Origin of the sequence: Micromonospora sp. NPDC005710 (assembly GCF_040630995.1) — a bacterium.
GTDB lineage: Bacteria > Actinomycetota > Actinomycetes > Mycobacteriales > Micromonosporaceae > Micromonospora.
In genome coordinates this window covers 31226-51519 of sequence record NZ_JBEXYP010000023.1, presented here as the reverse complement: position 1 = coordinate 51519, position 20294 = coordinate 31226, and the positions used below count along the sequence as shown (strand labels likewise).

18 protein-coding genes are annotated in these 20294 nt (G+C 72.4%); 7 read left to right on the top strand and 11 right to left on the bottom strand.

The window, feature by feature from the left end:
• Positions 1-44 precede the first annotated feature (44 nt).
• Positions 45-1295 carry a phosphoribosylamine--glycine ligase gene (purD, locus tag ABZ406_RS25750; RefSeq protein ID WP_357766545.1) on the top strand — a complete coding sequence of 417 codons (1251 nt, stop codon included), beginning with the start codon at positions 45-47 and terminating at the stop codon, positions 1293-1295.
• Between the two features lie 39 nt (positions 1296-1334).
• Here the strand turns inward: purD and ABZ406_RS25745 are convergent, their stop codons facing one another.
• The 3 genes from ABZ406_RS25745 to ABZ406_RS25735 form a co-directional block, all read right to left on the bottom strand.
• Entirely contained in the window at positions 1335-2897 is a 1563-nt protein-coding gene (locus ABZ406_RS25745) for an AMP-binding protein (protein WP_357766542.1), read from the bottom strand.
• A gap of 194 nt (positions 2898-3091) precedes the next feature.
• Positions 3092-4306, bottom strand: a complete 1215-nt coding sequence (locus ABZ406_RS25740; protein ID WP_357766539.1) for an acyl-CoA dehydrogenase family protein — start codon at positions 4304-4306, stop codon at positions 3092-3094.
• 1 nt (position 4307) lies between these two features.
• Positions 4308-4760 carry an SCP2 sterol-binding domain-containing protein gene (locus ABZ406_RS25735; protein WP_357766535.1) on the bottom strand — a complete coding sequence of 151 codons (453 nt, stop codon included), beginning with the start codon at positions 4758-4760 and terminating at the stop codon, positions 4308-4310.
• Positions 4761-4827: 67 nt separating this feature from the next.
• Between ABZ406_RS25735 and ABZ406_RS25730 the strand changes: the two genes are divergently transcribed.
• A complete protein-coding gene (locus ABZ406_RS25730) occupies positions 4828-5466 on the top strand; it encodes a TetR/AcrR family transcriptional regulator (RefSeq protein WP_357766532.1) in 639 nt (212 codons plus the stop codon).
• Here ABZ406_RS25730 and ABZ406_RS25725 read toward each other — a convergent pair.
• On the bottom strand, positions 5441-6109 hold the full coding sequence (locus tag ABZ406_RS25725) for a DedA family protein (RefSeq protein WP_357766670.1): 669 nt from the start codon (positions 6107-6109) through the stop codon (positions 5441-5443). The genes ABZ406_RS25730 and ABZ406_RS25725 overlap by 26 nt on opposite strands.
• A gap of 168 nt (positions 6110-6277) precedes the next feature.
• On the opposite strand from ABZ406_RS25725, the gene ABZ406_RS25720 reads away from it, so the two are divergent.
• A complete protein-coding gene (locus ABZ406_RS25720) occupies positions 6278-7429 on the top strand; it encodes a histidine kinase (RefSeq protein WP_357766530.1) in 1152 nt (383 codons plus the stop codon).
• Positions 7426-8067 carry a response regulator transcription factor gene (locus tag ABZ406_RS25715; protein ID WP_357766527.1) on the top strand — a complete coding sequence of 214 codons (642 nt, stop codon included), beginning with the start codon at positions 7426-7428 and terminating at the stop codon, positions 8065-8067. Before ABZ406_RS25720 ends, ABZ406_RS25715 begins: the two co-directional genes overlap by 4 nt.
• A gap of 12 nt (positions 8068-8079) precedes the next feature.
• Here the strand turns inward: ABZ406_RS25715 and ABZ406_RS25710 are convergent, their stop codons facing one another.
• The 7 genes from ABZ406_RS25710 to ABZ406_RS25680 form a co-directional block, all read right to left on the bottom strand.
• Positions 8080-8697, bottom strand: coding sequence for a DedA family protein (locus tag ABZ406_RS25710; protein WP_357766524.1), 618 nt, complete (start codon positions 8695-8697; stop codon positions 8080-8082).
• A 62-nt stretch (positions 8698-8759) separates the two neighbouring features.
• Entirely contained in the window at positions 8760-10022 is a 1263-nt protein-coding gene (locus ABZ406_RS25705; RefSeq protein ID WP_357766521.1) for an adenylosuccinate synthetase, read from the bottom strand.
• Positions 10019-10978 carry a hypothetical protein gene (locus ABZ406_RS25700; protein WP_357766519.1) on the bottom strand — a complete coding sequence of 320 codons (960 nt, stop codon included), beginning with the start codon at positions 10976-10978 and terminating at the stop codon, positions 10019-10021. Before ABZ406_RS25700 ends, ABZ406_RS25705 begins: the two co-directional genes overlap by 4 nt.
• 9 nt (positions 10979-10987) lie before the next feature.
• Positions 10988-11956 (bottom strand): serine/threonine protein kinase, encoded by a 969-nt coding sequence (locus ABZ406_RS25695; protein WP_357766517.1) that lies wholly within the window; start codon positions 11954-11956, stop codon positions 10988-10990.
• Entirely contained in the window at positions 11953-12705 is a 753-nt protein-coding gene (locus tag ABZ406_RS25690; protein WP_357766514.1) for an NUDIX domain-containing protein, read from the bottom strand. The genes ABZ406_RS25695 and ABZ406_RS25690 overlap by 4 nt, the downstream gene beginning before the upstream one ends.
• 79 nt (positions 12706-12784) lie before the next feature.
• On the bottom strand, positions 12785-13651 hold the full coding sequence (locus tag ABZ406_RS25685) for a MaoC/PaaZ C-terminal domain-containing protein (protein WP_357766511.1): 867 nt from the start codon (positions 13649-13651) through the stop codon (positions 12785-12787).
• Complete coding sequence (locus ABZ406_RS25680) at positions 13651-15042, bottom strand: 3-oxoacyl-ACP reductase (protein ID WP_357766508.1); 1392 nt, start codon at positions 15040-15042, stop codon at positions 13651-13653. The genes ABZ406_RS25685 and ABZ406_RS25680 overlap by 1 nt, the downstream gene beginning before the upstream one ends.
• Positions 15043-15095: 53 nt before the next feature.
• On the opposite strand from ABZ406_RS25680, the gene ABZ406_RS25675 reads away from it, so the two are divergent.
• From ABZ406_RS25675 to ABZ406_RS25665, 3 genes are all read left to right on the top strand, one after another.
• On the top strand, positions 15096-16388 hold the full coding sequence (locus ABZ406_RS25675; RefSeq protein ID WP_357766505.1) for an acetyl-CoA C-acetyltransferase: 1293 nt from the start codon (positions 15096-15098) through the stop codon (positions 16386-16388).
• Between the two features lie 416 nt (positions 16389-16804).
• A complete protein-coding gene (locus tag ABZ406_RS25670) occupies positions 16805-17815 on the top strand; it encodes a glycosyltransferase family 2 protein (RefSeq protein WP_357766502.1) in 1011 nt (336 codons plus the stop codon).
• Positions 17808-20195, top strand: a complete 2388-nt coding sequence (locus ABZ406_RS25665) for a hypothetical protein (protein WP_357766499.1) — start codon at positions 17808-17810, stop codon at positions 20193-20195. The genes ABZ406_RS25670 and ABZ406_RS25665 overlap by 8 nt, the downstream gene beginning before the upstream one ends.
• Positions 20196-20294 lie beyond the last annotated feature (99 nt).

Sequence of the window (20294 nt, the reverse complement as noted above, 5' to 3'; positions counted from 1 at the left end):
CATGATCAACGGGGGGTGGCGGGGGGACAGTAGGATCTCGGGTTGTGCGGGTTCTTTTGGTGGGTGGTGGCGGGCGGGAGCATGCGCTCGCGCTCGGGTTGGTGGCAGATTCGCGGGTTTCCGCGCTTGTTGCCGCGCCGGGTAATCCGGGGATCGCGTCGCTGGCTGAGCTGCGGACAGTGAGTCCGACGGACCCGGCCGCGGTGGCGGCGTTGGCAGTGGAGTTGGCTGCCGACCTGGTGGTGGTCGGGCCCGAGGCGCCGCTCGTCGCCGGGGTCGCGGACGCGGTGCGGGCCAAGGGCATCGCCGTGTTCGGCCCGTCCGGAGCGGCCGCCCAGTTGGAGGGCTCCAAGGCGTTCGCCAAGGACGTGATGACCGCCGCCGGTGTGCCGACCGCCAGGGCGTACGTCTGCACGGACGAGGAGAGCACCGGTCGCGCGCTTGACGAGTTCGGCGCGCCGTACGTGGTGAAGGACGACGGTCTGGCCGCCGGTAAGGGCGTGGTGGTGACCGACGACCGGGCCGCCGCGTTGGCGCACGCCGCCGAGTGTGGACGGGTGGTGGTCGAGGAGTTCCTCGACGGCCCGGAGGTCAGTCTCTTCGTGGTCACCGATGGCGAGGCGGCGTTGCCGTTGGTGCCGGCGCAGGATTTCAAGCGGCTCGGTGACGGCGACACCGGGCCGAACACCGGTGGCATGGGGGCGTACGCGCCGCTGGCCTGGACCCCGTCCGGCCTGGTCGACGATGTGATGCGCGACGTGGTGCACCCGACGCTCGCGGAGATGCGTCGTCGGGGTACCCCGTTCGCCGGGCTGCTCTACGTCGGGCTCGCGATCACGGCGGCCGGCCCTCGGGTGATCGAGTTCAACGCGCGCTTCGGTGACCCGGAGACGCAGGTGGTGCTGGCGCTGCTGGAGACTCCGCTGGGTGGGTTGCTGCACGCGGCGGCCACCGGATCGTTGGCCGAGCACCCGCCGCTGCGGTGGCGGGACGGCAGTGCCGTGACTGTGGTGCTCGCCTCCGCTGGTTACCCGGCCGCGCCGCGTACCGGCGACGTGATCACCGGCGCGGAGGGCCCGGGCATCATCCACGCGGGCACCGCCCGCCGGGCCGGCGACGGCGCGTTGCTCTCCGCCGGTGGCCGGGTCCTCTGCGGTACGGCGACCGGCGCCGATTTGGCCGCCGCGCGGGACGCCGCGTACGCGCTGGTGGACGGGGTGGAGTTGGCCGGCTCGCAGCACCGTACCGACATCGCCGCCGCCGCGATCGAGGATCGCATCACGATCCCCGGCTGAACTCGGCGGCGGGCAGCGCAACCGCGGGCCTCGCCACCGTCAGCCGTAGTAGCGGCGGAGTTCGCGGGCGAGCACCTTGCCGGTGGCGTTGCGGGGCAGGTACTTCACGAAGATCACGTCCCGGGGGACGCTGAACCTGGCCAGGAAGTGCCGGACGTACTCGCGGACCGCCTCGGGGTCGAGTGTCTCGCCGGGGTGCAGGGCGAGGAACGCGGACAGGCGCTGGCCGTACTCGGGGTCGGGTACGCCGATCACGGCGGCCTCGCGTACCTGTGGCAGTTGCGCGAGGAGGTCTTCCACCTCGGACGGGAAGACGTTCTCGCCACCGGAGACGATCATGTCGTCGGCTCGGCCGTCGACGAACAGCAGGCCGTCGGCGTTGAGCCGGCCGAGGTCGCCGGTGTCGAGCAGGCCGTCGCGGGTTTCCCGGCTGGCACCTGAGGTGTAGCCCTCGAAGAGCATCTCGTTGCCGACGAAGATCCGCCCGACCCGTCCGTCGGGTACGGGCTGGCCATCGTCGTCGAGGAGTTCCAGCCGGGTGCCGTGTGGTGCACGCCCAGCGGTGGTGGGTGCCTGCCGCAGCTCTGGTGGGCCGGCGATGGAGGCCCAGGACACCTCGGTGGACCCGTAGAGGTTGTAGAGGACGTCGCCGTAGACGTCCATGAACGTGGGAGCCAGCCCGCCGGGCAGGGCGGAGCCGCTGACCGCGACGACCTTCAGCGAGGGGCGCGGGTCGGGCGGGGGCACCTCCAGCAGTCGTTGCAGCATCACCGGTACGGCGAAGAGCGCGTCGCATCGGTGCGCGGTCAGGGCGGCGAGGGTTGCGGTCGGGTCGAAGCGGCGGTGCAGCACGACTGTGGCTCGTAGCGCCAGGCAGACCTGGAGGGCGGCGAGACCCCAGGTGTGGAAGATCGGTGCGGCGATCATCACCCGGTCCCGGGCGTGCAGGGGGATCCGGTCGATGATGGACACCAGTGGGCCGAAGCCGCCTGGCGTTGGCCGGCGGGCGCCTTTCGGCGTACCTGTGGTGCCGGAGGTGAGCACGATGATGCGGCTGTCGCGCTCCGGCGGGTGCAGGTCACCTGGCAGCGCCCCGGCCACCAGTTCCTCGCGGGCGCGTTCGTCTAGTCGGGGCAGTTCGGCGGGGAGGCCGAGGACCCGTTCGGCGAATTCGTCGTCGTGCACCAGGAGCCGTAGCCGCTGTTCCTCGGCGACGGTGCCCAGTTGGGCGGCGCTGAGCCCGGTGTTGACGAGGACCGCGTCGACGCCGAGCAGGGTGGCGGCGACGATCGTCTCGATCAGCCCGTGGTGGTTGCGGCAGAGCACGCCGATCCGGTCACCTGCCTGTACGCCGAGCCCGGCCCGCATGGAGCGGGCCATCCGTTCGGCCCGGTCGAGCAGGTCGTGGTAGGTCAGTTCGACGCCGTTCTCGTCGATGACGGCGGGGCGGCCCGGGTCCCGGGCGGCTGCCTGGCGTAGCTCGCCTGCCAGGCTCCACCCCCACGTTCGCAACGCGTTGAGCTGCGAGGCGACCCGGATCGGGCTGCCGGGGGTGAGCAGCCCGCGACGGGTCAGCGTGGTGACGACGAACGGCAGGTCCATGCCGCAGACCTCCTCGGGTGGTGCGCGGACGGGGCGACCGGATCCCCGCCCATCAGGGCTTCCTTCCTTGATCATGCACTGGGTGCGGCTGGAGGCCCAGTTGGCGTCGGCGTGGGGTGACGAAGACGGCACAGATCGTGGAATCCGGGCCGCCGTCGGCCCGACCCGTCACGACGGGGTCGGGCCGACGGCGGTCAGCGGATCTGCATCCCGGAGATCGCCCGGGAGATGACCAGTCGTTGGATCTCCGAGGTGCCCTCGAAGATGGTGTAGATCTTGGCGTCCCGGTACCAGCGCTCGACCGGGTGGTCACGTAGGAAGCCGGCCCCGCCGAGCAGCTGCACTGCCTTCTCGGTGACCGACACCGCCACCTCGCCGGCCTTGAGCTTGGACATCGACCCTTCGCCGGCGGTGAACGGGCGGTTGTTGCGACCCATCCACGAGGCGCGCCAGACGAGCAGCCGCGCGGCGTCGATCTCCATCCGCATGTCGGCAAGCGCGAACGCGACAGCCTGGTTCTCGATGATCGGACGGCCGAACTGGACCCGGTCCTTCGCGTAGTCCAGCGCGTACTCGTAGGCGGCCCGGGCCACGCCGAGCGCCTGGGCGCCGACGGTGGGCCGGGACAGTTCGAAGGTGCGCATGGCGGCCTGTCCGGTGGCCCGCTGACCGGAGCGGGCCCGGTCGAGGCGTTCCTGCAGGGCGTCCCGTCCGCCGAGCAGGCAGCGGCCTGGTACGCGTACCCCGTCGAGGAAGACGTCGGCGGTGTGGGACGCGCGGAGGCCGAGTTTGCGCAGCTTGCGGGTGGCGACCAGGCCGGGCGTGCCCGGCGGTACGACGAACGCGGCCTGACCACGGGAGCCGAGGGTGGGGTCGACGGACGCGGTGACCACGTGCACTCCGGCGATGCCGCCGTTCGTGGCGTACGCCTTCTGGCCGGTGAGCACCCATTCGTCGGTGGCCTCGTCGTAGACGGCCCGGGTGCGCATCGCGCCGACGTCGGAGCCGGCTTCCGGCTCGCTGGTGCAGAAGGCGGCGACGGCCGGCGAGTCGACGTCGCCGAAGCACTGGGGGACCCACTCGACCATCTGGTCGGGGGTGCCGGCGCCGTAGATGGCGGCGACGGCGAGGGCGGTGCCGAAGATGCTCAGGCCGATGCCGGCGTCACCCCAGAAGAGTTCTTCGCTGGCGATCGGCAGGGAGAGGCCGGTCGGGTCGGCCCAGCAGGTGGCGAGGAATTCGAAGCCGTAGAGGCCGACCTTGGCGGCTTCCTGGATCACCGGCCAGGGGGTGTCCTCGCGTTCGTCCCACTCGGCGGCGGCTGGGCGCACGACCTCGGCGGCGAAGCCGTGCACCCAGTCGCGTAGATCCCGCTGTTCCTCGTTCAGGTCGAGCGAGAACTCGGCCATGTCAGGCCTTGGGGATGTCGAACAGGTTGGCGATGTTGGCGGCGAGCCCGAGGTCACCCTTCGCCTTCAGCTTGCCGGTCATGAACATCATCACCGGGTTGGCGCCACCGGACACGATCTTCAGGAACTCGACCGGGCCCATGGTGAGGCTCAGCTTCGGGTCGTGCTGCGGGGTCTCGTTGACGACGCAGGTGCCGTCGGCGATGGCCACCTCGTAGGTGTCGCTGCCGCCGTCGGGGCGACCGGTGATGATCCAGTGGATGACCGCGTTCGTGGAACCGGCCCGGTCCGCGCGGAACAGCGACGGCATCCGACCGAACACCTCGCCCAGGACCTTGCCGCGCAGGTCGCCGGACATCACCTGGGCGATCTTGTCGTCCGGAGTGGACTTGACCAGCTGGGCGAACTCCTTGGGACCCACGTTGGCGAAGGTGGCCGGGTCGAATTCAGTCATCAGGTGCGCCTTCCGGAAGATTGGCTACTCGCGCGTAACCCTACGCACGAGTAGGTATGCTCGCAAGGTGTCCAGCGTCCCCGCCTTCAAGCGCCTGCCGCGTGCCGTCCGCGAGCAGCAGATGCTCGACGCGGCCGTCAAGGTCTTCTCCCGACGTGGCTTCCACGCCGCCAGCATGGACGAGATCGCCGAGGACGCCGGCATCTCCAAACCAATGGTGTACGCCTACCTCGGCACCAAGGAGGAGCTTTTCGTCGCCTGCCTGCACCGGGAGGGCACCCGGATGATGCAGGCCATCGCCGGGGCTGCGGCCCCCGACCTGCCGGCCGACGAGCGGCTCTGGCGCGGGTTGCGGGCGTTCTTCGGCTTCGTGGGCGCCTACCGGGACGGCTGGGCGGTGCTCTACCGGCAGGCCCGGGGAGAGCAGCCGTTCGCCGGGGAACTGGCCACCATGCGGGCCCGGCTGGTCGAGGTGGTGGCCGGGATGCTCGACCACGCCCTGCGCGCCGAAGGCCGGGAGATCGCCGCCGTCGACCTGGAGGTCGTCGCGTACGCCCTGGTCGGCGCGACCGAGTCACTTGCCGACTGGCTCGCCGACCACCCGGACGCCGACCCGGAGAAGACTGCCACCCGGATGATGAACGTGGCCTGGCTCGGTGCCGCCCAACTGCTGCACGGCGTCACCTGGCGTCCACCGGTCGACTGACCGCCTGGCCGGCGATGGCATCCCTGCCCGGCTCGCCGGCTCGTACCGCACGACGGCGGTGGCGAAGCCACCGGACCACCTCGACAACAACTGTCACCGTCAGGGCGAGGCCCAGACCGAGCAGGAGACCACGCAGGGGGTCCTGCTCGAAGGCCAACCCACCGAGGTAGCCGACGAGCGCCGAGTAGAGCCCCCACGAACTGGCTGCCAACGCGTCGAAAACCAGGAACCGTCGCCGGGGATAGCGCACCGCGCCCATGGTGAGCGTGACAGCGGTCCGGCCGCCCGGAACATAGCGGGCCACGGTGAGGATCAGACCGCCCCGGGTGGCGATCCCCCGGCGGGCCCGGTCGATGGCGGCTCGCCGTCGACCGTCCGGCGGCAGCCGGTCCAGAAGCCGGGTGCCGCCGCCCCGCCCAAAGGCGTACGAGATGTGGTCACCGACAAGCGCCCCGGCGGCGGCCACCAGGATCACCGCCGGCAGGTACGGCGCTCCGGATGCCGCGAACACCCCTGCGGTGATCACCGCCGTCTCGCTCGGCACCACCGGGAAGAAGCCGTCGAGCACGGCGATCGCGAAGATCGCCAGGTACACCCAGGGTGAGGACATCGTGTCGTGCAGCAGGTCGAGCAGATCCATGATCCCGATGCTGGTCGGGCCGGGCGCGGAGGACATCGGCCAGTGGTCAGGTGGGCGCCGCTACTTAGGTAGCGACCGTCCCCGAGGCCAGCTAGGGGTCTTCCCCCACTGCGCCCCGGTCCGGCGGCGCGCGGGCGGCCCGATCCGTGCGTGAAGCCCTAGGCTCGCTGAGTGGCCTCCAGCGCCGCCGTCCTGCGGCGGGTCGTCAAGCGGTACGCCCCGCTGCTGCTCGCCGCCGTCGTCGCCGCTGCCGTCTTGGCCAGCGCGACGGGTGACATCGGGGTCCGCTCGCCGCTGTCGGGCGCTGTGGTCCTGCCGATTGCGCTGGGCTCGGCGTGGGCCGCCGGCACCGTTCGTACCCGTCGCTGGCCGTTGTTCCTGGCCGCGACGGTCGGCTGGTTGGTGCTCGCCGCGGCGGCTGCCGGCGTGCTTGCCTCGTACCAGGCGGGTCTGCGGCTGCGTGGTCGCCAACTGGCCGGTTTCCTCGCCGGGGCCGCCCTGGTGCTCACCGGCGGCGTGCTGGTCGGGCTGGCCGTGGGTGGCGTACGCCGGATCACCACCGCCACCACCGGCAACGTGTTGCTGCTCGCCGCCTGTCTGGTGGGGCTCCCGTTGGTCCTCGGCCTGTGGGTGCGGGCCCGCCAGGACACGCTGGCCGCGCTGCGAGACCGGGCTGAGCGGCTGGAACGCGAGCAGGAGGCCCGCGCCGACCGGGTCCGCGCCGAGGAGCGGACCCGGATCGCCCGGGAGATGCACGACGTGGTGGCGCACCGGGTCTCGCTGATGGTGGTGCACGCCGGGGCGCTGGAGGTGACCGCCGAGGACCCGGCGACAGTCGAGGCCGCCGCGCTGATCCGGACGACCGGTCGGCAGGCGCTCACCGATCTACGCGAGGTCCTGGGTGTGCTGCGTCAGTCCGGCGCGACTCGGACGCCGGAGCGAGGGGTCGACACGTTGGACGAGTTGATCGGGGAGTCCCGCGCCGCCGGGCTGCGGGTGTCCCGGCAGGACGAGGGCGTGCCGACGGTACTACCGGCGACGGTGGGGCGGACCGCGTACCGGGTTGTTCGGGAGGCGCTGACGAACGTGCGCAAGCACGCTGCCGACGCCGAGACGACTGTCTGCCTGCGCTACCTGCCCGACGGGGTGGAGGTGCTGGTCCGCAACGGCCCGTCCGCTGCCGGGTCGGCGCTGCCCGGTGCCGGGCAGGGGCTGCTCGGGCTGCGGGAGCGGGTGGAACTGCTGGGCGGCCGGTTGGAGGCGACCCCGGTGGACGGCGGCTTCCTGGTCCGGGCGCTGATCCCGCTGGTGGGTACGGCGTGATCAGGGTGGTGGTGGTCGACGACGAGCAGTTGGTCCGGGCCGGGCTGCGGCTGATCCTCGAGGCGGCGGACGACATCGCCGTCGTGGGTGAGGCGGCGGACGGCGTCGGCGCGTTGGAGCAGGCCCAGCGGTTACGCCCCGACGTGGTGCTGCTCGACGTGCGGATGCCGGGCGTCGACGGGCTGACCGTCGCGCCCGATGTGGTCGCCGCCGGCCCAAAAGTGATCATGTTGACCACCTTCGACCTGGACGAGTACGTGCACCGGGCGCTGCGGGGCGGCGCTGTCGGTTTCCTGCTCAAGGACACCCCGCCCCGCGAGTTGGCCGCCGCCGTGCGGACGGTGGCCGCCGGAAACGCGATGCTCGCTCCGACGGTGACCCGCCGCCTGATCAGCTCGTTCGCCGAGCGTGGCCCGGCCCGCCGGGACGCGGCCCGGGAACGGCTCGCACCGCTCACCGAGCGGGAGTTGGCGATCGTCCGGGAGGTGGCGCGCGGGCACGGCAACGCGGAGATCGGCCGGCGGCTGACGATGAGCGAGGCCACCGTCAAGGCCCACGTCAGCAGGGCACTGGCGAAACTCCACGTTGGCAACCGGGTGCAGGTGGCCATCCTGGTGCACGACGCCGACCTGTTGTGACAGGTCCGGGCGTCAGCGTCGGGCGGCGCGGCGGTGTGCCTGGCGGCGTAGCCACCGGATTCCCTCCAGACCGAACGTGACGATCACCGAGACCCCCACGCCCACCAGCACGCCCTTGACCGGGTCACGTTCGAACGCCAGCCCGCCGAAGTAGCCGAGCAACCCGCAGTACAGCGCCCAGGTGCTGGCGCCGATGCTGTCGTACAGCAGGAACGCCCGGCGGGGATAGCGCACCGCGCCCATGGTGAGGGTGACGGCGGTCCGGCCGCCCGGCACGTACCGGCTGGTGGTCAGGATCATTCCGCCGCGCCGGTCGACGGCCCGGCGGGCCCACTCCGAGCTGGCTCGGCGACGGCTGCCGTCGGGGAGTCGGGCCAGCTTGCGGGCACCCCCGCCCTGCCCGATGGCGTACGAGACGTGGTCGCCGACGAGCGCGCCGATGGCGGCGCTGACGATCACCAGCGTCAGGCTGGGGTGCCCCCCACTCGCCGAGAGCACCCCGGCGGTGATCACGGCCGCCTCGCCCGGCACGGCGGGGAAGAACGCGTCGACAGCGGTCAGCCCGAAGATCACCAGGTAGACCCACGGCGACGTGACCGTCCCACGGAGGAGGTCGAGCAGGGCGTCCATGCCCCCATGCTTGCCGGGCGCGACCGGCCCGGTGGGCGAGTCGCCAGATCCCCCGGGAGTTGTCAGTCGGCGTGCACCAGAGCCGGCGGGGCGAGCAGCGGGCCGCACGGGGTCTTGTCGTCGGCGGTGGGGCCGTGCGAGGTCAGCACCACTGGCGCCCCCAGTTCGGCGCTCACCGCCTCGGCCCAGTCCGTCGGCGGCTCGTCGTACACCGGGCGGGAGCGCAGCAGGCGGGCGGTGAGCGTGGCCTGCCGGTCCAGGTCGCCGGGCGGGCCCGCAGTGAGCCGGTCGGCGTTGTCGTAGCGGCGGCAGATCCGCAGGTCGGGGCTGGCCAGGTCGAGGTGGGTCAGGGCCAGGCCGTCGACGCCGCCGGCAGCGGCGAGGGCGTACCGGTGGGCGACCGCGTCGAAGTGGCCGAACCGGAACCGGCCCTGCCACTGGTTCGTGGCGTTGTGCGCGTCGGTGAACGGCAGGCTCGGGTCCTCGGTCACCAGCGGACCGTGCCCGTGCCGGGTGGTGACCACGCGGAGCACCCCGATCCGGGTCACGTCGCCGGGCCGGCCCGCCTCGGTGAGCAGGCCGTCGACGTTCGCGAAGGTGGTGGTGCTCCAGGTGGTGTACGGGTGGAAGCCGTGCCACTCGTCGAGCAGCACCCCCTGCGCGCCCTCGAAGACGCAGGTGCCGGTGCGCAGCGCCGCGGCGAGCCACCTGCCGTCGACGATGGCGACCCGCCCGGCGAACCCGGTGAACGCGGCCAGGCAGTCCTCGATCGGTGGCGCGTCCAGTGGGCCAAGCTCGGCGGCCAACCGGTCCCGCACTGTGGCCAGCTTCCGGCGGAGCAGCGCCGGGTGGTGACAGTCGGCGACCCGGGGTGCGTCGTCGGGGTGGGCGAGACCGTACGCGACGGCCTCGCCCACCCCCAGCCCGCAGGAGCCGTGCCGGTCGGCACCGCGGGCGGTTTCCCGAGCCCGGTTGGCGGCCCGGTGGTACGGGGTGGCGAGCAGCGCGTCCCCGTCGACGGTCAACCGGTCGAGCGCGTCGGACACTCCGAGGGTGGCGAGGTGGTCGGCCTCGGCGGCAAGTGCCAACGGGTCCACCACCACGTGCCGGGACAGGTGCGTACCGACACCGCTGTGGAACGTGCCGGCGCCGAACTGCGCGAACGTGTGGTGCCGCCCGTCGCGCAGCACCACGTTGTGTGCCGCCTGCGCGCCCCCGTTGAAGCGGACCACGGTGTGCACCTGACGGGTGGCGCAGAGCCAGTCCACCACCGTGCCCTTGCCGGCGTCGCCGTAGCCGAGGTCGACCACCGCCACGTGCTTCACAGCCGCGTCACCCCGCCGGCGGTGTCGGTGAAGGCGGGCAGCGTCGACACCTCGGCCCGCCGGTTCCGGCCGAGGCGGGCCAGCGCCTTCGACACGGTGCCGGTGGCGCCGGAACCGGCGCGGTCCAGGTCGCGCAGGCCCTCGTCCAGGTCGATGGCCTGTTCGCCGAGGCCGATGGTGAGCGCGATGGTCTCGCAGACCGCGTCGAGGTCGTCGAGCACCACGGCGTTCTGCCCGAGCAGGTCCCGCCAGAAGTCGAGCACCTTCGCGTTGCCGGCGTAGTGGCTGCCGGCGGGGAGCAGGTAGTAGGTGTCCCAGCGACGGGTCACCTCGTCGACGACCTGCCGCAGCGGCACGTCCTCGGGGAGGTCGTCCCCGATCAGGCGGGCCACCTCCCGGGCCTTGACCAGCGGGTACGCCAACTCGTCGCCGATGATGAACAGGTAGCCGCGACGGCCGCGCTTCTCCCAGTTGTCGGTGACCGTGTGCCGGGCCATGAAGTACATGGCCAGCTCGTACGACTCGCTCATCTGCCCGCCGCCACCGCCCTCCAGCACGATCCGGCCGAGGTCGTCGTCCATCCGGTTGTCCGACTCGAACTGGCCCACCTGCAACGGCACCCGGTCGCAGGTGGCGTCTCCGATGGCACCGAACATGATCTGCGGGTCGCTGGCGTAGCCCTGCCGTTGCAGCAGCCCGAGCAACTGCGGCAGCTTGGTCTGCAGGACCCGCGGCACGGTGCGCATCGAACCGGTCACGTCGAAGAGCACAGCGACGGGCGTCGACAGCGGGTGCTCGTCGGAGTCGCGGCTCTCCCTGCTCGCGTCCCTGGGGTCGAGCGCGGGGTGCACGGTGCGCGCCCCGCTGTCGCTGTAGGAGAAGGCGCTCTTGCCGGTGGACCGGCGGTAGCGGTCGGCGGCGTCGTACACGTCGGTGGACCAGATTCCACTGCCCATGACAGCTCCTTAGGGGGTGAGGGTGAAGGGTCGGAAGGTGCGTGGCCCGTAGAGCCGGTCCAGCACCTGGTCGAGTTCGCGCAGCAGCCGCCAGGCGTCGTCCGGCCGTTCGCTCAGCGACCGCTGCCGGCAGCCACGCGCGAAGGCGTCCAGCTCGCGGGGGGCGCGCGGCCCCATCAGCCAGCTCATGCAGTGGCTGGCCATCGCGATATCGGTGCCCGGCCCGCACGGCCGCTTCCGGAGGACCTCCTCCGGGTTCCAACCGTCCCCGGGTACGACAGCCGGGATCGTGCCCCCGACGGCTGCGGAGAAGCACCAGTCGACAAGCACCACGCCGTGGGCGTCCGGTTCGATCAGCACGTGTCGCGGCAGGACCGCGCCGTGCACCACGCCCGCCCGGTGGGCCAGGCCGAGCACGACGAGCAGCCGCCGCCACATCCAGGCCACGTCCCGGGCGTCCAACCCGTCGGGGTACGCGCGCCGCACCTCGTCCAGGTCGTGCAGGCCGGGTGCGGTGGCGAGCACTGTGATCCGCCGTTCCGCGCCGGTGGCGGTGTCCCGGTGCCGGAACTCGTCGACGAGCCGGGGCACGTACGGCAGGTAGCGGGGGTCGCCGCGCTCGGCGATGGTGCGCAGGGCGTGCGCCTCGCGGGCCATCAGGTCGTTGTCGGCGGGTCGTCGGGGGAGCTTGAGCAGCCGGTCGTCGCCGACGTCGTAGAGGTCCGCCAGGTCACCAGCGTGGGCCGGTGCGCCGAGCCGGTAGTCGCCGAGGACAGTGGTCTGCCGGGCCCGCCAGCGGGTCGTGACGTGGATGAACGCGTCGATGGCTTCGGCGCGTACCCCACTGTCGGTCGGCAGGCGGTCGGGGTGCAGGGCCGCGACCAGCTCGCGGTAGCGACGGGCCGACTTCTCGGCGCCGAACAGCTCGGCGTCGGTGCGGGCGGCGGCGACCAGCCGGATGGCCTCGGTGGCCCTCACCGCACCGTCTCCTCGCGGGCGGGGCGCAGCAGCGCCGGGTGCAGCAGGCGGGCGTCGCCGGCCCGGTAGAGCCGGGCGCGTGGGCCGCCCCGGGCGCCACCGCGCTCGGTGCTGGCCCCGGTGCTCTCCACGAAGCCCGGCACGGAGAGCACCTTGCGGTGGAAGTTGCCGGCGTGCAGCGGATGCCCCCAGACCGTCTCGTAGACGGCCCGCAGCTCGCTGATCGTGAACTCGGCGGCGAGGAAGCGGGTGGCGAGCGGTGTGTACTCCAGCTTGGACCGGGCCCGTTCCCACGCGTCGTCGATGATCCGGCCGTGGTCGAAGGCGAGCTGTCGGCTGCTCAACGCGGTCACCGGCAGCCAGATCGCCTCGTCGGCGTCGCTGCCGGCGGCCGGGTCCGGCAGGTCGGGGGCGAACGCGAGGTGGGCGATGGAGACGACCCGCATCCGCGGGTCACGGTCGGGAGCGCCGTAGCTGCCCAACTGCTCCAGGTGTACGCGCCGCAGCGCCTCGCCGCCGAGCCCGGTCTCCTCGGCCAGCTCCCGTCGGGCGCCTGCGGTCAGGTCCTCGTCGGGGCGGATGAAGCCACCGGGCAGCGCCCAGTGCCCCGCGAACGGTGCCTCGCCGCGCCGGATCAGCAGCAGGTGCAGCGCGTCGTCGCGGATGGTCAGCGCCACCACGTCGACTGTCACGGCGACCGACGGGTAGGCCCGGGGGTCGTACGCGGCCAGGAACTCCTGCTCGTTCATCACGTCTCTCTCAATCTGAGAACATCTCGCTGTGAGAACAACCTAGCGCACGAGGGAGCTTCTGCCAAGCGGGGAATCCTCAGCGCAGGTGACCCGCCAGGTGTGGTCGGCCGCGCGGGTCGTGCAGGGCGAACCCGCCGTCCGGCAGGCGCGCGAAGCTCACAGTGCTCGGCAGCGGAACAGGCAGTTTGAAGGCGACCTCGACGGTGTACGCGTCCGGAAGACGGGCCTCCAGCGCGGCCAGGCAGCGCGCCTTGCTCCACATGCCGTGCGCGATCGGCCGGCGGAAGCCGAACAGCCGTGCCCCGAGCCGGGAGGTGTGGATCGGGTTGTGGTCGCCAGAGATCCGTGCGTACTCCGTACCGACGCGCGGTTCCACCCGCCAATGGGCGGTCGCCGTCGGCGCCGCCGGACGTTCGCCCGGCTCACGCCCGCCCGACGTGCGCTCCCGACCGAGGTACGTCGAGACACCCCGCCACACCTCCGCCCCGCCGACCGAGCCGACCAGCACCACGTCCACCTGCCGCCCCCGGTCGTGCGGACGCAGATCCTCCGCGTACGTGGTGAAGTCGATCGTCTCGTCGGCGGTGACCGGGCGGTGCATGGTGATCCGGTTGCCGACGTGCACCAGGCCGACGAGCGGGAGGGGGAAATCCGGCGCGGTCATCAGGCGCAGGGCCAGTGGGAAGCCCATGACGTGCGGAAACGTCGCCGGCAGCCGGTCGCTGAGCCGGAAGCCGCAGATCCTGTCGTAGTCGGCGAGCCGCGCCCGGTCGACAGTCACCCCGCGCACCGTCAACTCGACCGCCGGCAGGTCGGGCCCGCGCCGCCCACCGCCGAGGCCCGGTAGCGCGCCGAGCAACGCCCGCCGGTGCAGCGCCCCGGCCACCGGCATCCGGGCCAGCTCGACGGGGGCGCGGTCGCCCGGCTCCGGCCGCGCGCCCATCACGCCCCCAGCAGGCTCTGGCCGCAGACCCGGACCACGTTTCCGCTGATCGCACCGCTGGAAGGCCAGGCCAGCCAACCGATCGTCTCGGCCACGTCCACCGGCAACCCGCCCTGGGCCAGGCTGTTCATCCGCCGGCCCGCCTCGCGGACCACGAGCGGGATACGCGCGGTCAGCCGGGTCTCGATGAAGCCCGGGGCCACCGCGTTGACGCTGATCCCGCGGTCCCGCAGGGCCGGCGCGAGCGAGTCGACGAGCCCGATCACACCGGCCTTGCTGGTGGCGTAGTTGGTCTGCCCCCGGTTGCCGGCGATCCCGGCGATCGAGGAGACCGAGATGATCCGCCCGCCGACCGGGATCAGCTCCCGCTCCAGCAGCACGTCGTTGATCCGCTCCTGGCTGGAGAGGTTGACGTCGATGACCTGGTCCCACCGGTCGGCGTCCATCCGACCCAGCGTCTTGTCCCTGGTGATGCCGGCGTTGTGCACCACCACGTCGACCCGGCCGTGCCGGCTGGCCAGGTGCTCGGCGAGTCGGGTCGGCGCGTCCGGCGCGGTCAGGTCCAGTTGGACGGCGGTGCCGCCGATCTCGTTCGCCACCGCGGCGAGCGCGTCGCCGGCGGCCGGGATGTCCAGGGCCACCACCTGCGCGCCGTCGCGGGCCAGCACCTTCGCCAGCGCCGCACCGATGCCACGCGCCGCGCCGGTGACGAGCACTACCTGCCCGTCCAGCGGGCGGGCCCAGTCGGCCGGGATGCTCGCCTTGCCGCCGGCAACCCGGATGACCTGCCCCGACACGTACGCGGACCGGCCGGAGAGCAGGAACCGGAGGGTCGATTCGAGGCCGATGCTGGGGTCGCCCTGGGCATGGGCCACCTGGACGAGTTGAGCGGTGATGCCCCTGCCGAACTCCTTGCCGATGCTGCGGACCAGCCCTTCCAGGGCGCGCTGGGCGGTCGCCTCGCGGGGCGTCGGGCACTCGCGTGCCACCTTGCCCAGCACGATCACCCGGCCGCTGGGCAGCACGGAGCGGGCCTGCGGGTGGAAGAAGTCCCACAGCTGACGCAGGTCGGTCGAGTCGCTGATCCCGGTGGCGTCGAACAGGAGCGCCGCGTACCGCTGCGGGTTGTCGCCGTGCGGACCGGCCGACGGCGGATTCTGTGCCGGGGCGCCCCCGGCCCATTCGATCAGCTCGACCCCGGCGGCGGTGAGTCTGGCGGCCACCGGCTGGGCGTACCGGCTGCCGGTGGCCGCGCCGAGCAGGGCCGGCCCAGGCAGCAGAGGGTCGCCGGGGCGGTGTCGGCGCAGTCGGGGCGGGTCGGGCAGCCCGAGACGCTTCACCAGCGCGCGGCCGGCGGTCGATTGGACGAAGCTCGCGTACCTGTCCGTCATACGCGTAGCCTACTGACGAGTAGGGTTCAAGCACTACTTCGAGGAGGCGGATCGTGCAGAACATCCGGCGCGTCGCGGTCATCGGGGGCAACCGCATCCCCTTCGCCCGTTCCAACTCCCGCTACGCGGACGCGTCGAACGCGGACCTGCTCGGTGCGGCGCTCGACGGTCTGATCGCCCGCTACGGGCTGGCCGGTCAGCGGGTCGGCGAGGTGGTGACCGGCGCGGTGCTCAAGCACTCCCGGGACTTCAACCTCACCCGCGAGGTGGTCCTCGGCTCCCGACTCGACCCGCACACCCCGGCGTACGACATCCAGCAGGCCTGCGGCACCGGCCTGGAGGCGACGATCCTGGTCGCCAACAAGATCGCACTCGGTCAGCTCGACGTGGGCATCGCCGGCGGCGTCGACACCACCTCCGACGCCCCCCTCGCCGTCAACGAGGAGATGCGCCGCACGCTGCTCAAGCTCAACTCCGCCCGTACGCTCGGCGAACGGCTCAGGATCGCGGCGAAGCTGCGCCCACTCCAGCCGTTCAAGCCGGAGATCCCGCGAAACGCCGAACCGCGGACCGGTCTGTCCATGGGCGACCACGCCGCCCGCACCGCCGTGCGCTGGCAGATCGACAGGCGCGCCCAGGACGAGCTGGCACTGCGTTCACACCAGCGCCTCGCCGCCGCGTACGACAGGGGCTTCTTCGACGACCTGATGACTCCGTACCTCGGGCTCACCCGGGATGCGAACCTCCGCCCGGACACCAGCCTGGAGAAGCTCGGCTCGCTGAAGCCGGTCTTCGGCACCCGCGGCCCGGACGCCGACCAGGCCACCATGACCGCCGGCAACTCGTCGCCCCTCACCGACGGTGCGTCCACCGTGCTGCTGGCCAGCGAGGAGTGGGCGGCGGCGCACCACCTGCCCGTGCTGGCCTGGTTCAGCTGGTCGGAGACGGCGGCGGTGGACTTCGTGCACGGCGACGAGGGGCTGTTGATGGCACCCGCGTACGCGGTGCCCCGAATGCTGGCCCGTGCCGGGCTGACGTTGCAGGATTTCGACTACTACGAGATCCACGAGGCGTTCGCGTCGCAGGTGCTGGCCACCCTGGCGGCCTGGGAGTCACCGGAGTTCGGCAAGGACCGGCTCGGCCTCGACGCGCCGCTCGGCGCGATCGACACCGACCGGCTCAACGTCAACGGCTCGTCGCTCGCCGCAGGGCACCCGTTCGCCGCCACCGGCGGACGGATCGTGGCGACCCTGGCCAAGCTGCTCGCCGAGAAGGGCAGCGGACGCGGGTTGATCTCCATCTGCGCGGCCGGCGGCCAGGGCGTGACGGCAATCCTGGAACGCTGACCGGTCCGCCCCGCCCTCTTGCGCCGATCTTGCACTTTCTGTCGCGGCCTTCAGGGGCATTCCGGGCATCTCGGCCACCGCAAGTGCAAGATCGGCGCGGGGGTGGGGTGTTGATGTCCACCCAGCGCCGGTGCGTTGGGCGGAGGCTGTTTGTCGACCCGCACTGCCTCGTCGATCATGGAGTTGTGGTGGGTGACAAAGCGCCGATCTCACGCCAAGTCAGGCACCACAACTCCATGATCGACGAGATGGTGCAACGCGCGATCGTCCCTAATCGGGGTGACCCGCCAACGGGCGTTAACTGACCGTTCAGAAGGTGGCCCGCTGGCGGAGGGTTTACCACGCGATGGTGATCGGTGCCGCGCCTCGAGGTGCGGTTCGATCACTCCTGCGTGCGGAACGGGGCCGTTGTCACCATGGAGTCCGCCCTCCCACGGACGACCACCCTCTCGGTGGTCATCCCGATGTTCAATGAGACCGCTGTCATTCCGGCGCTGGTCGCCCGGCTGCGGCCGGTGCTCGACGCGCTCGGCGTCGACTACGAGGTGGTCGCCGTCGACGACGGCAGCCGGGACGACACAGTGTCGGTGCTGTTCGACCACGGCCGGGACTGGCCGCAGTTGCGGGTGCTACGGCTGCGGCGCAACAGTGGCCACCAGGCGGCGTTGACCGCTGGCTTGCACCGGGCCGTCGGCCAGTGGGTGGTCAGCCTCGACGCCGATCTTCAGGATCCGCCGGAGACCATCGCGGAGATGCTCCGGGTGGCCCGCGAGGACGGGGTGGACGTCGTCTACGGCGTACGCGCCGATCGCAGCACCGACACGGTCTTCAAGCGCAACACCGCCCGGGGCTACTACTGGGCGATGCGCCGGCTCGTGGGTGTCGACCTGCCCGCGCAGGCTGGCGACTTCCGGTTGCTCAGCCGGGACGTGATCGAGGTGCTGCGCCGGCTGCCCGAGCGCGCCCCGGTCTACCGGCTGCTGGTGCCGACGCTGGGCTTCCCCAGCGCGGAGGTGCGGTACGACCGCGAGGCCCGCGCCGCCGGCGAGACGAAGTATCCGCTGCGCCGGATGGTGGCCCTGGCCTGGGAGAGCACTGCGAACTTCTCCGCCGCGCCGCTGCGACTGGCCACGTGGCTGGGGATGTCGAGCTTCCTGCTCTGCCTCGGCCTGATCGTGTTCGGCATGATCGCCCACGTCTCCGGCACCACGATTCCCGGCTGGACCTCGATGTTCGTCGCGGTGCTGCTGCTCAGCGGGGTGCAGTTGGTCTGCCTCGGCCTGCTCGGCGAGTACGTCGGCCGGATCTACGCCACAGTGCAGAACCGGCCCGCGTTCCACGTCGGGTTCGACTCGCGGGACGAGGCCCGGGTCGATGACGTCTCCCGTACCGCGAGCTTCGATTCGGCGGTCGGCGTCCGTGGCTGACGTTCTCCTGGCCGAGCGGGTCGACACCCCGGCGCTGGCGTCGCGCCGGAACGTGCTCCGGCCGGTCCTCAGCGCGCTCCCGTGGCTGCTCGTGATCGGCGCGCTGCTCGTGGTCTGGTCGCGCGGCACCGTGCCCGCACCGGATATCGCACGGTTCTCCGCCTACTGGGCCTTCGCGCTGGTGCTCCCCGGAACCCTCGTGCACCGGGCGTTGCGCGGCAGCCGGGGCAACCTCCCCGAGGACCTCGGCTTCGGCGCGGCCACCGGCCTGCTCCTGGAGATCGCCGCCTGGGCGTTGGCCGCGGCGACCGGTCAGCAGTCAGTGCTGCGCTGGTGGCCGCTGCCCGTCCTCGTCGCGTTCGCCGCCGTTCCCGGGCTGCGCCGGCACTGGCGGGTCGGCGAGCGCCGTCCGCTGCCGCTGGCCTGGCACTGGGGGGTGGGCGCGACGCTGCTCGTGGTGCTGGCCTGGGGATACACCCAGTGGCGGACGGTCCCACTGCCGCCGGTGTCCGGCGGCTACTACCAGGACGTGCTCTACCACCTGGGTCTGGTGCAGGAGTTGACCCGGGCGATGCCGTTCGAGTTGCCGCACGTCGCGGGGGAGGCGCTGCGCTACCACTACCTGTCCGACGCGCACATCGCCAGCGGCAGCATGATCAGCGGGATCTCCCCGGCTGTGGTGCTGCTGCGACTCTGGCTGGTGCCGGTGGTCGGTACGGCGGTGCTGCTCGCGGCCGGGCTCGCCCGCGACCTGAGTGGTGCCGTCTGGGCCGGCCCGGTGGCAGCCCTCGCCGCTTTCGTCGGCGCGGGGGTCACGCTCGGTTCGCCGGTGTCCGCCACCGGCGAGATGCCGCTGTCGTACGCCAGCCCCTCCCAGACGTACGTGCTGGTGCCGTTGCTGCTGCTCGTCGGGCTCGTCGTCGACGTGGCCCGGGGCCGTAACCTCGGCCCGGCCTGGCCACTCGTTCCGGCGCTCGGGCTGGTCTGTGCGGGGGCGAAGTCCAGTGCGTTGCCGCCGTTGATCGCCGGCCTGGGTGTCACCGCAGTGGTGTTCTGGTGGCGGAAGCGCCAGCTCCCGATACCGGCCCTGACGGCGTTGGCCTGCCTCGTGGCGGCGATGGCGCTCGGCTTCCGGCTGTTCGCCGGCGGCGGGGCCTCCACGCTGCGGGTGCAGGCGTTGGCGATGCTGCACTTCATCGCCCCGTACGCCGAGACCCTCGGGCCGGGCGACGGCATCTGGCCGAGTGCCCCGCTGCCGCCGGGCATCAACGACGGCGGTGTTCTCGGGTGGCTGCTGGCGTTCGCCGTGGTCGCCTGGTGGGTGCTGGGTCAGGCACCCCGGTGGGTGGGCATGAGCCTGCTCGTCGACGGTGCGCACCGGGCCGACCCGGCCGTCTGGCTGCTCGCCGGCACGGTCCTGGCCGGAGCGGCCACCACCTGGGTGTTCCAGCACCCGTCGATCAGTCAGATCTACTTCTGGATGGGTGTCGTCCCGGTCGGCGTCGTGCTGACCACCTGGTCCCTCGCCCAGGCCCGGGTGCCCTGGCCGGTGCTCGTGGTGCCCGCCGTGGGCGGCGCGCTGGCAGGGCTCGCCACGGCCGGCACGCTGGTGGGTTTCGCCGTACCGAGGATCAGCCGCCCGGGCACCCCCACCACCTCGACGATCGAGGGGTGGCTGCGGGTGCTGGGTCTGTCGGCGTCCCGGTACGTGCTGTTCGTGGTGGTGGCTGCCGTAATCGCCGTCGGGGTGGCCGCCCTGTGGCGCCGCCGCGTCCCGGTGCCGGCGGTCGGCCCGACACCTCGTCGGCGGACGGCGGCGATCGCCCTGGCCGGTGTCACAGCGGCGATGCTCGGTGCCAGCACCGCGGTCATCGTGGGCGGGACCGTCCGTTCGGTGCTGACCGAGCCGGTGCCGGTGACCGGGCCGCAGCCGTACGCGCTGACCCTGGACGAGATGCGCGCGGCGCTGTGGCTAAACGACAACGCCGACGACGACGACGTGGTCGCCACGAACGTGCACTGCCGGCCGGTGCGGACCACCCCGCACTGCGACGCCCGCGCGTTCTGGGTGACCGGCCTGGGCGGGCATCGCGCTGTGGTGGAGAGCTGGGGCTACACCGACGCGGTGGTGGCCGCGCACGGCGTCGAGGGCCTGGGGTACCCCCGACAGAGCTTCCCCGACCCGGCGCTGCTCGCACTCAACGACGGGGTGTTCAGCACGCCGACCCGGGCCGACCTGGACCGGCTCCGCACCGAGCACGGGGTCCGGTGGCTGTTCGCCGACGCCAGGGCGGGTGTGGTGTCGGCGGAGTTGGCCGGGCTCGCCCAGGTCCGGTTGGTCGCCGGCCCGGTCACCGTGTACGAGCTGAACCGGCAGTGACCGCCTGCGCACCCCGGACCGGGCCGGGCGTCCGACCCCGGACCGGGCCGGGCGTCCGACCCCGGCCCGGTCCCGCTCCCGACCAGCGGGTGCGGGACA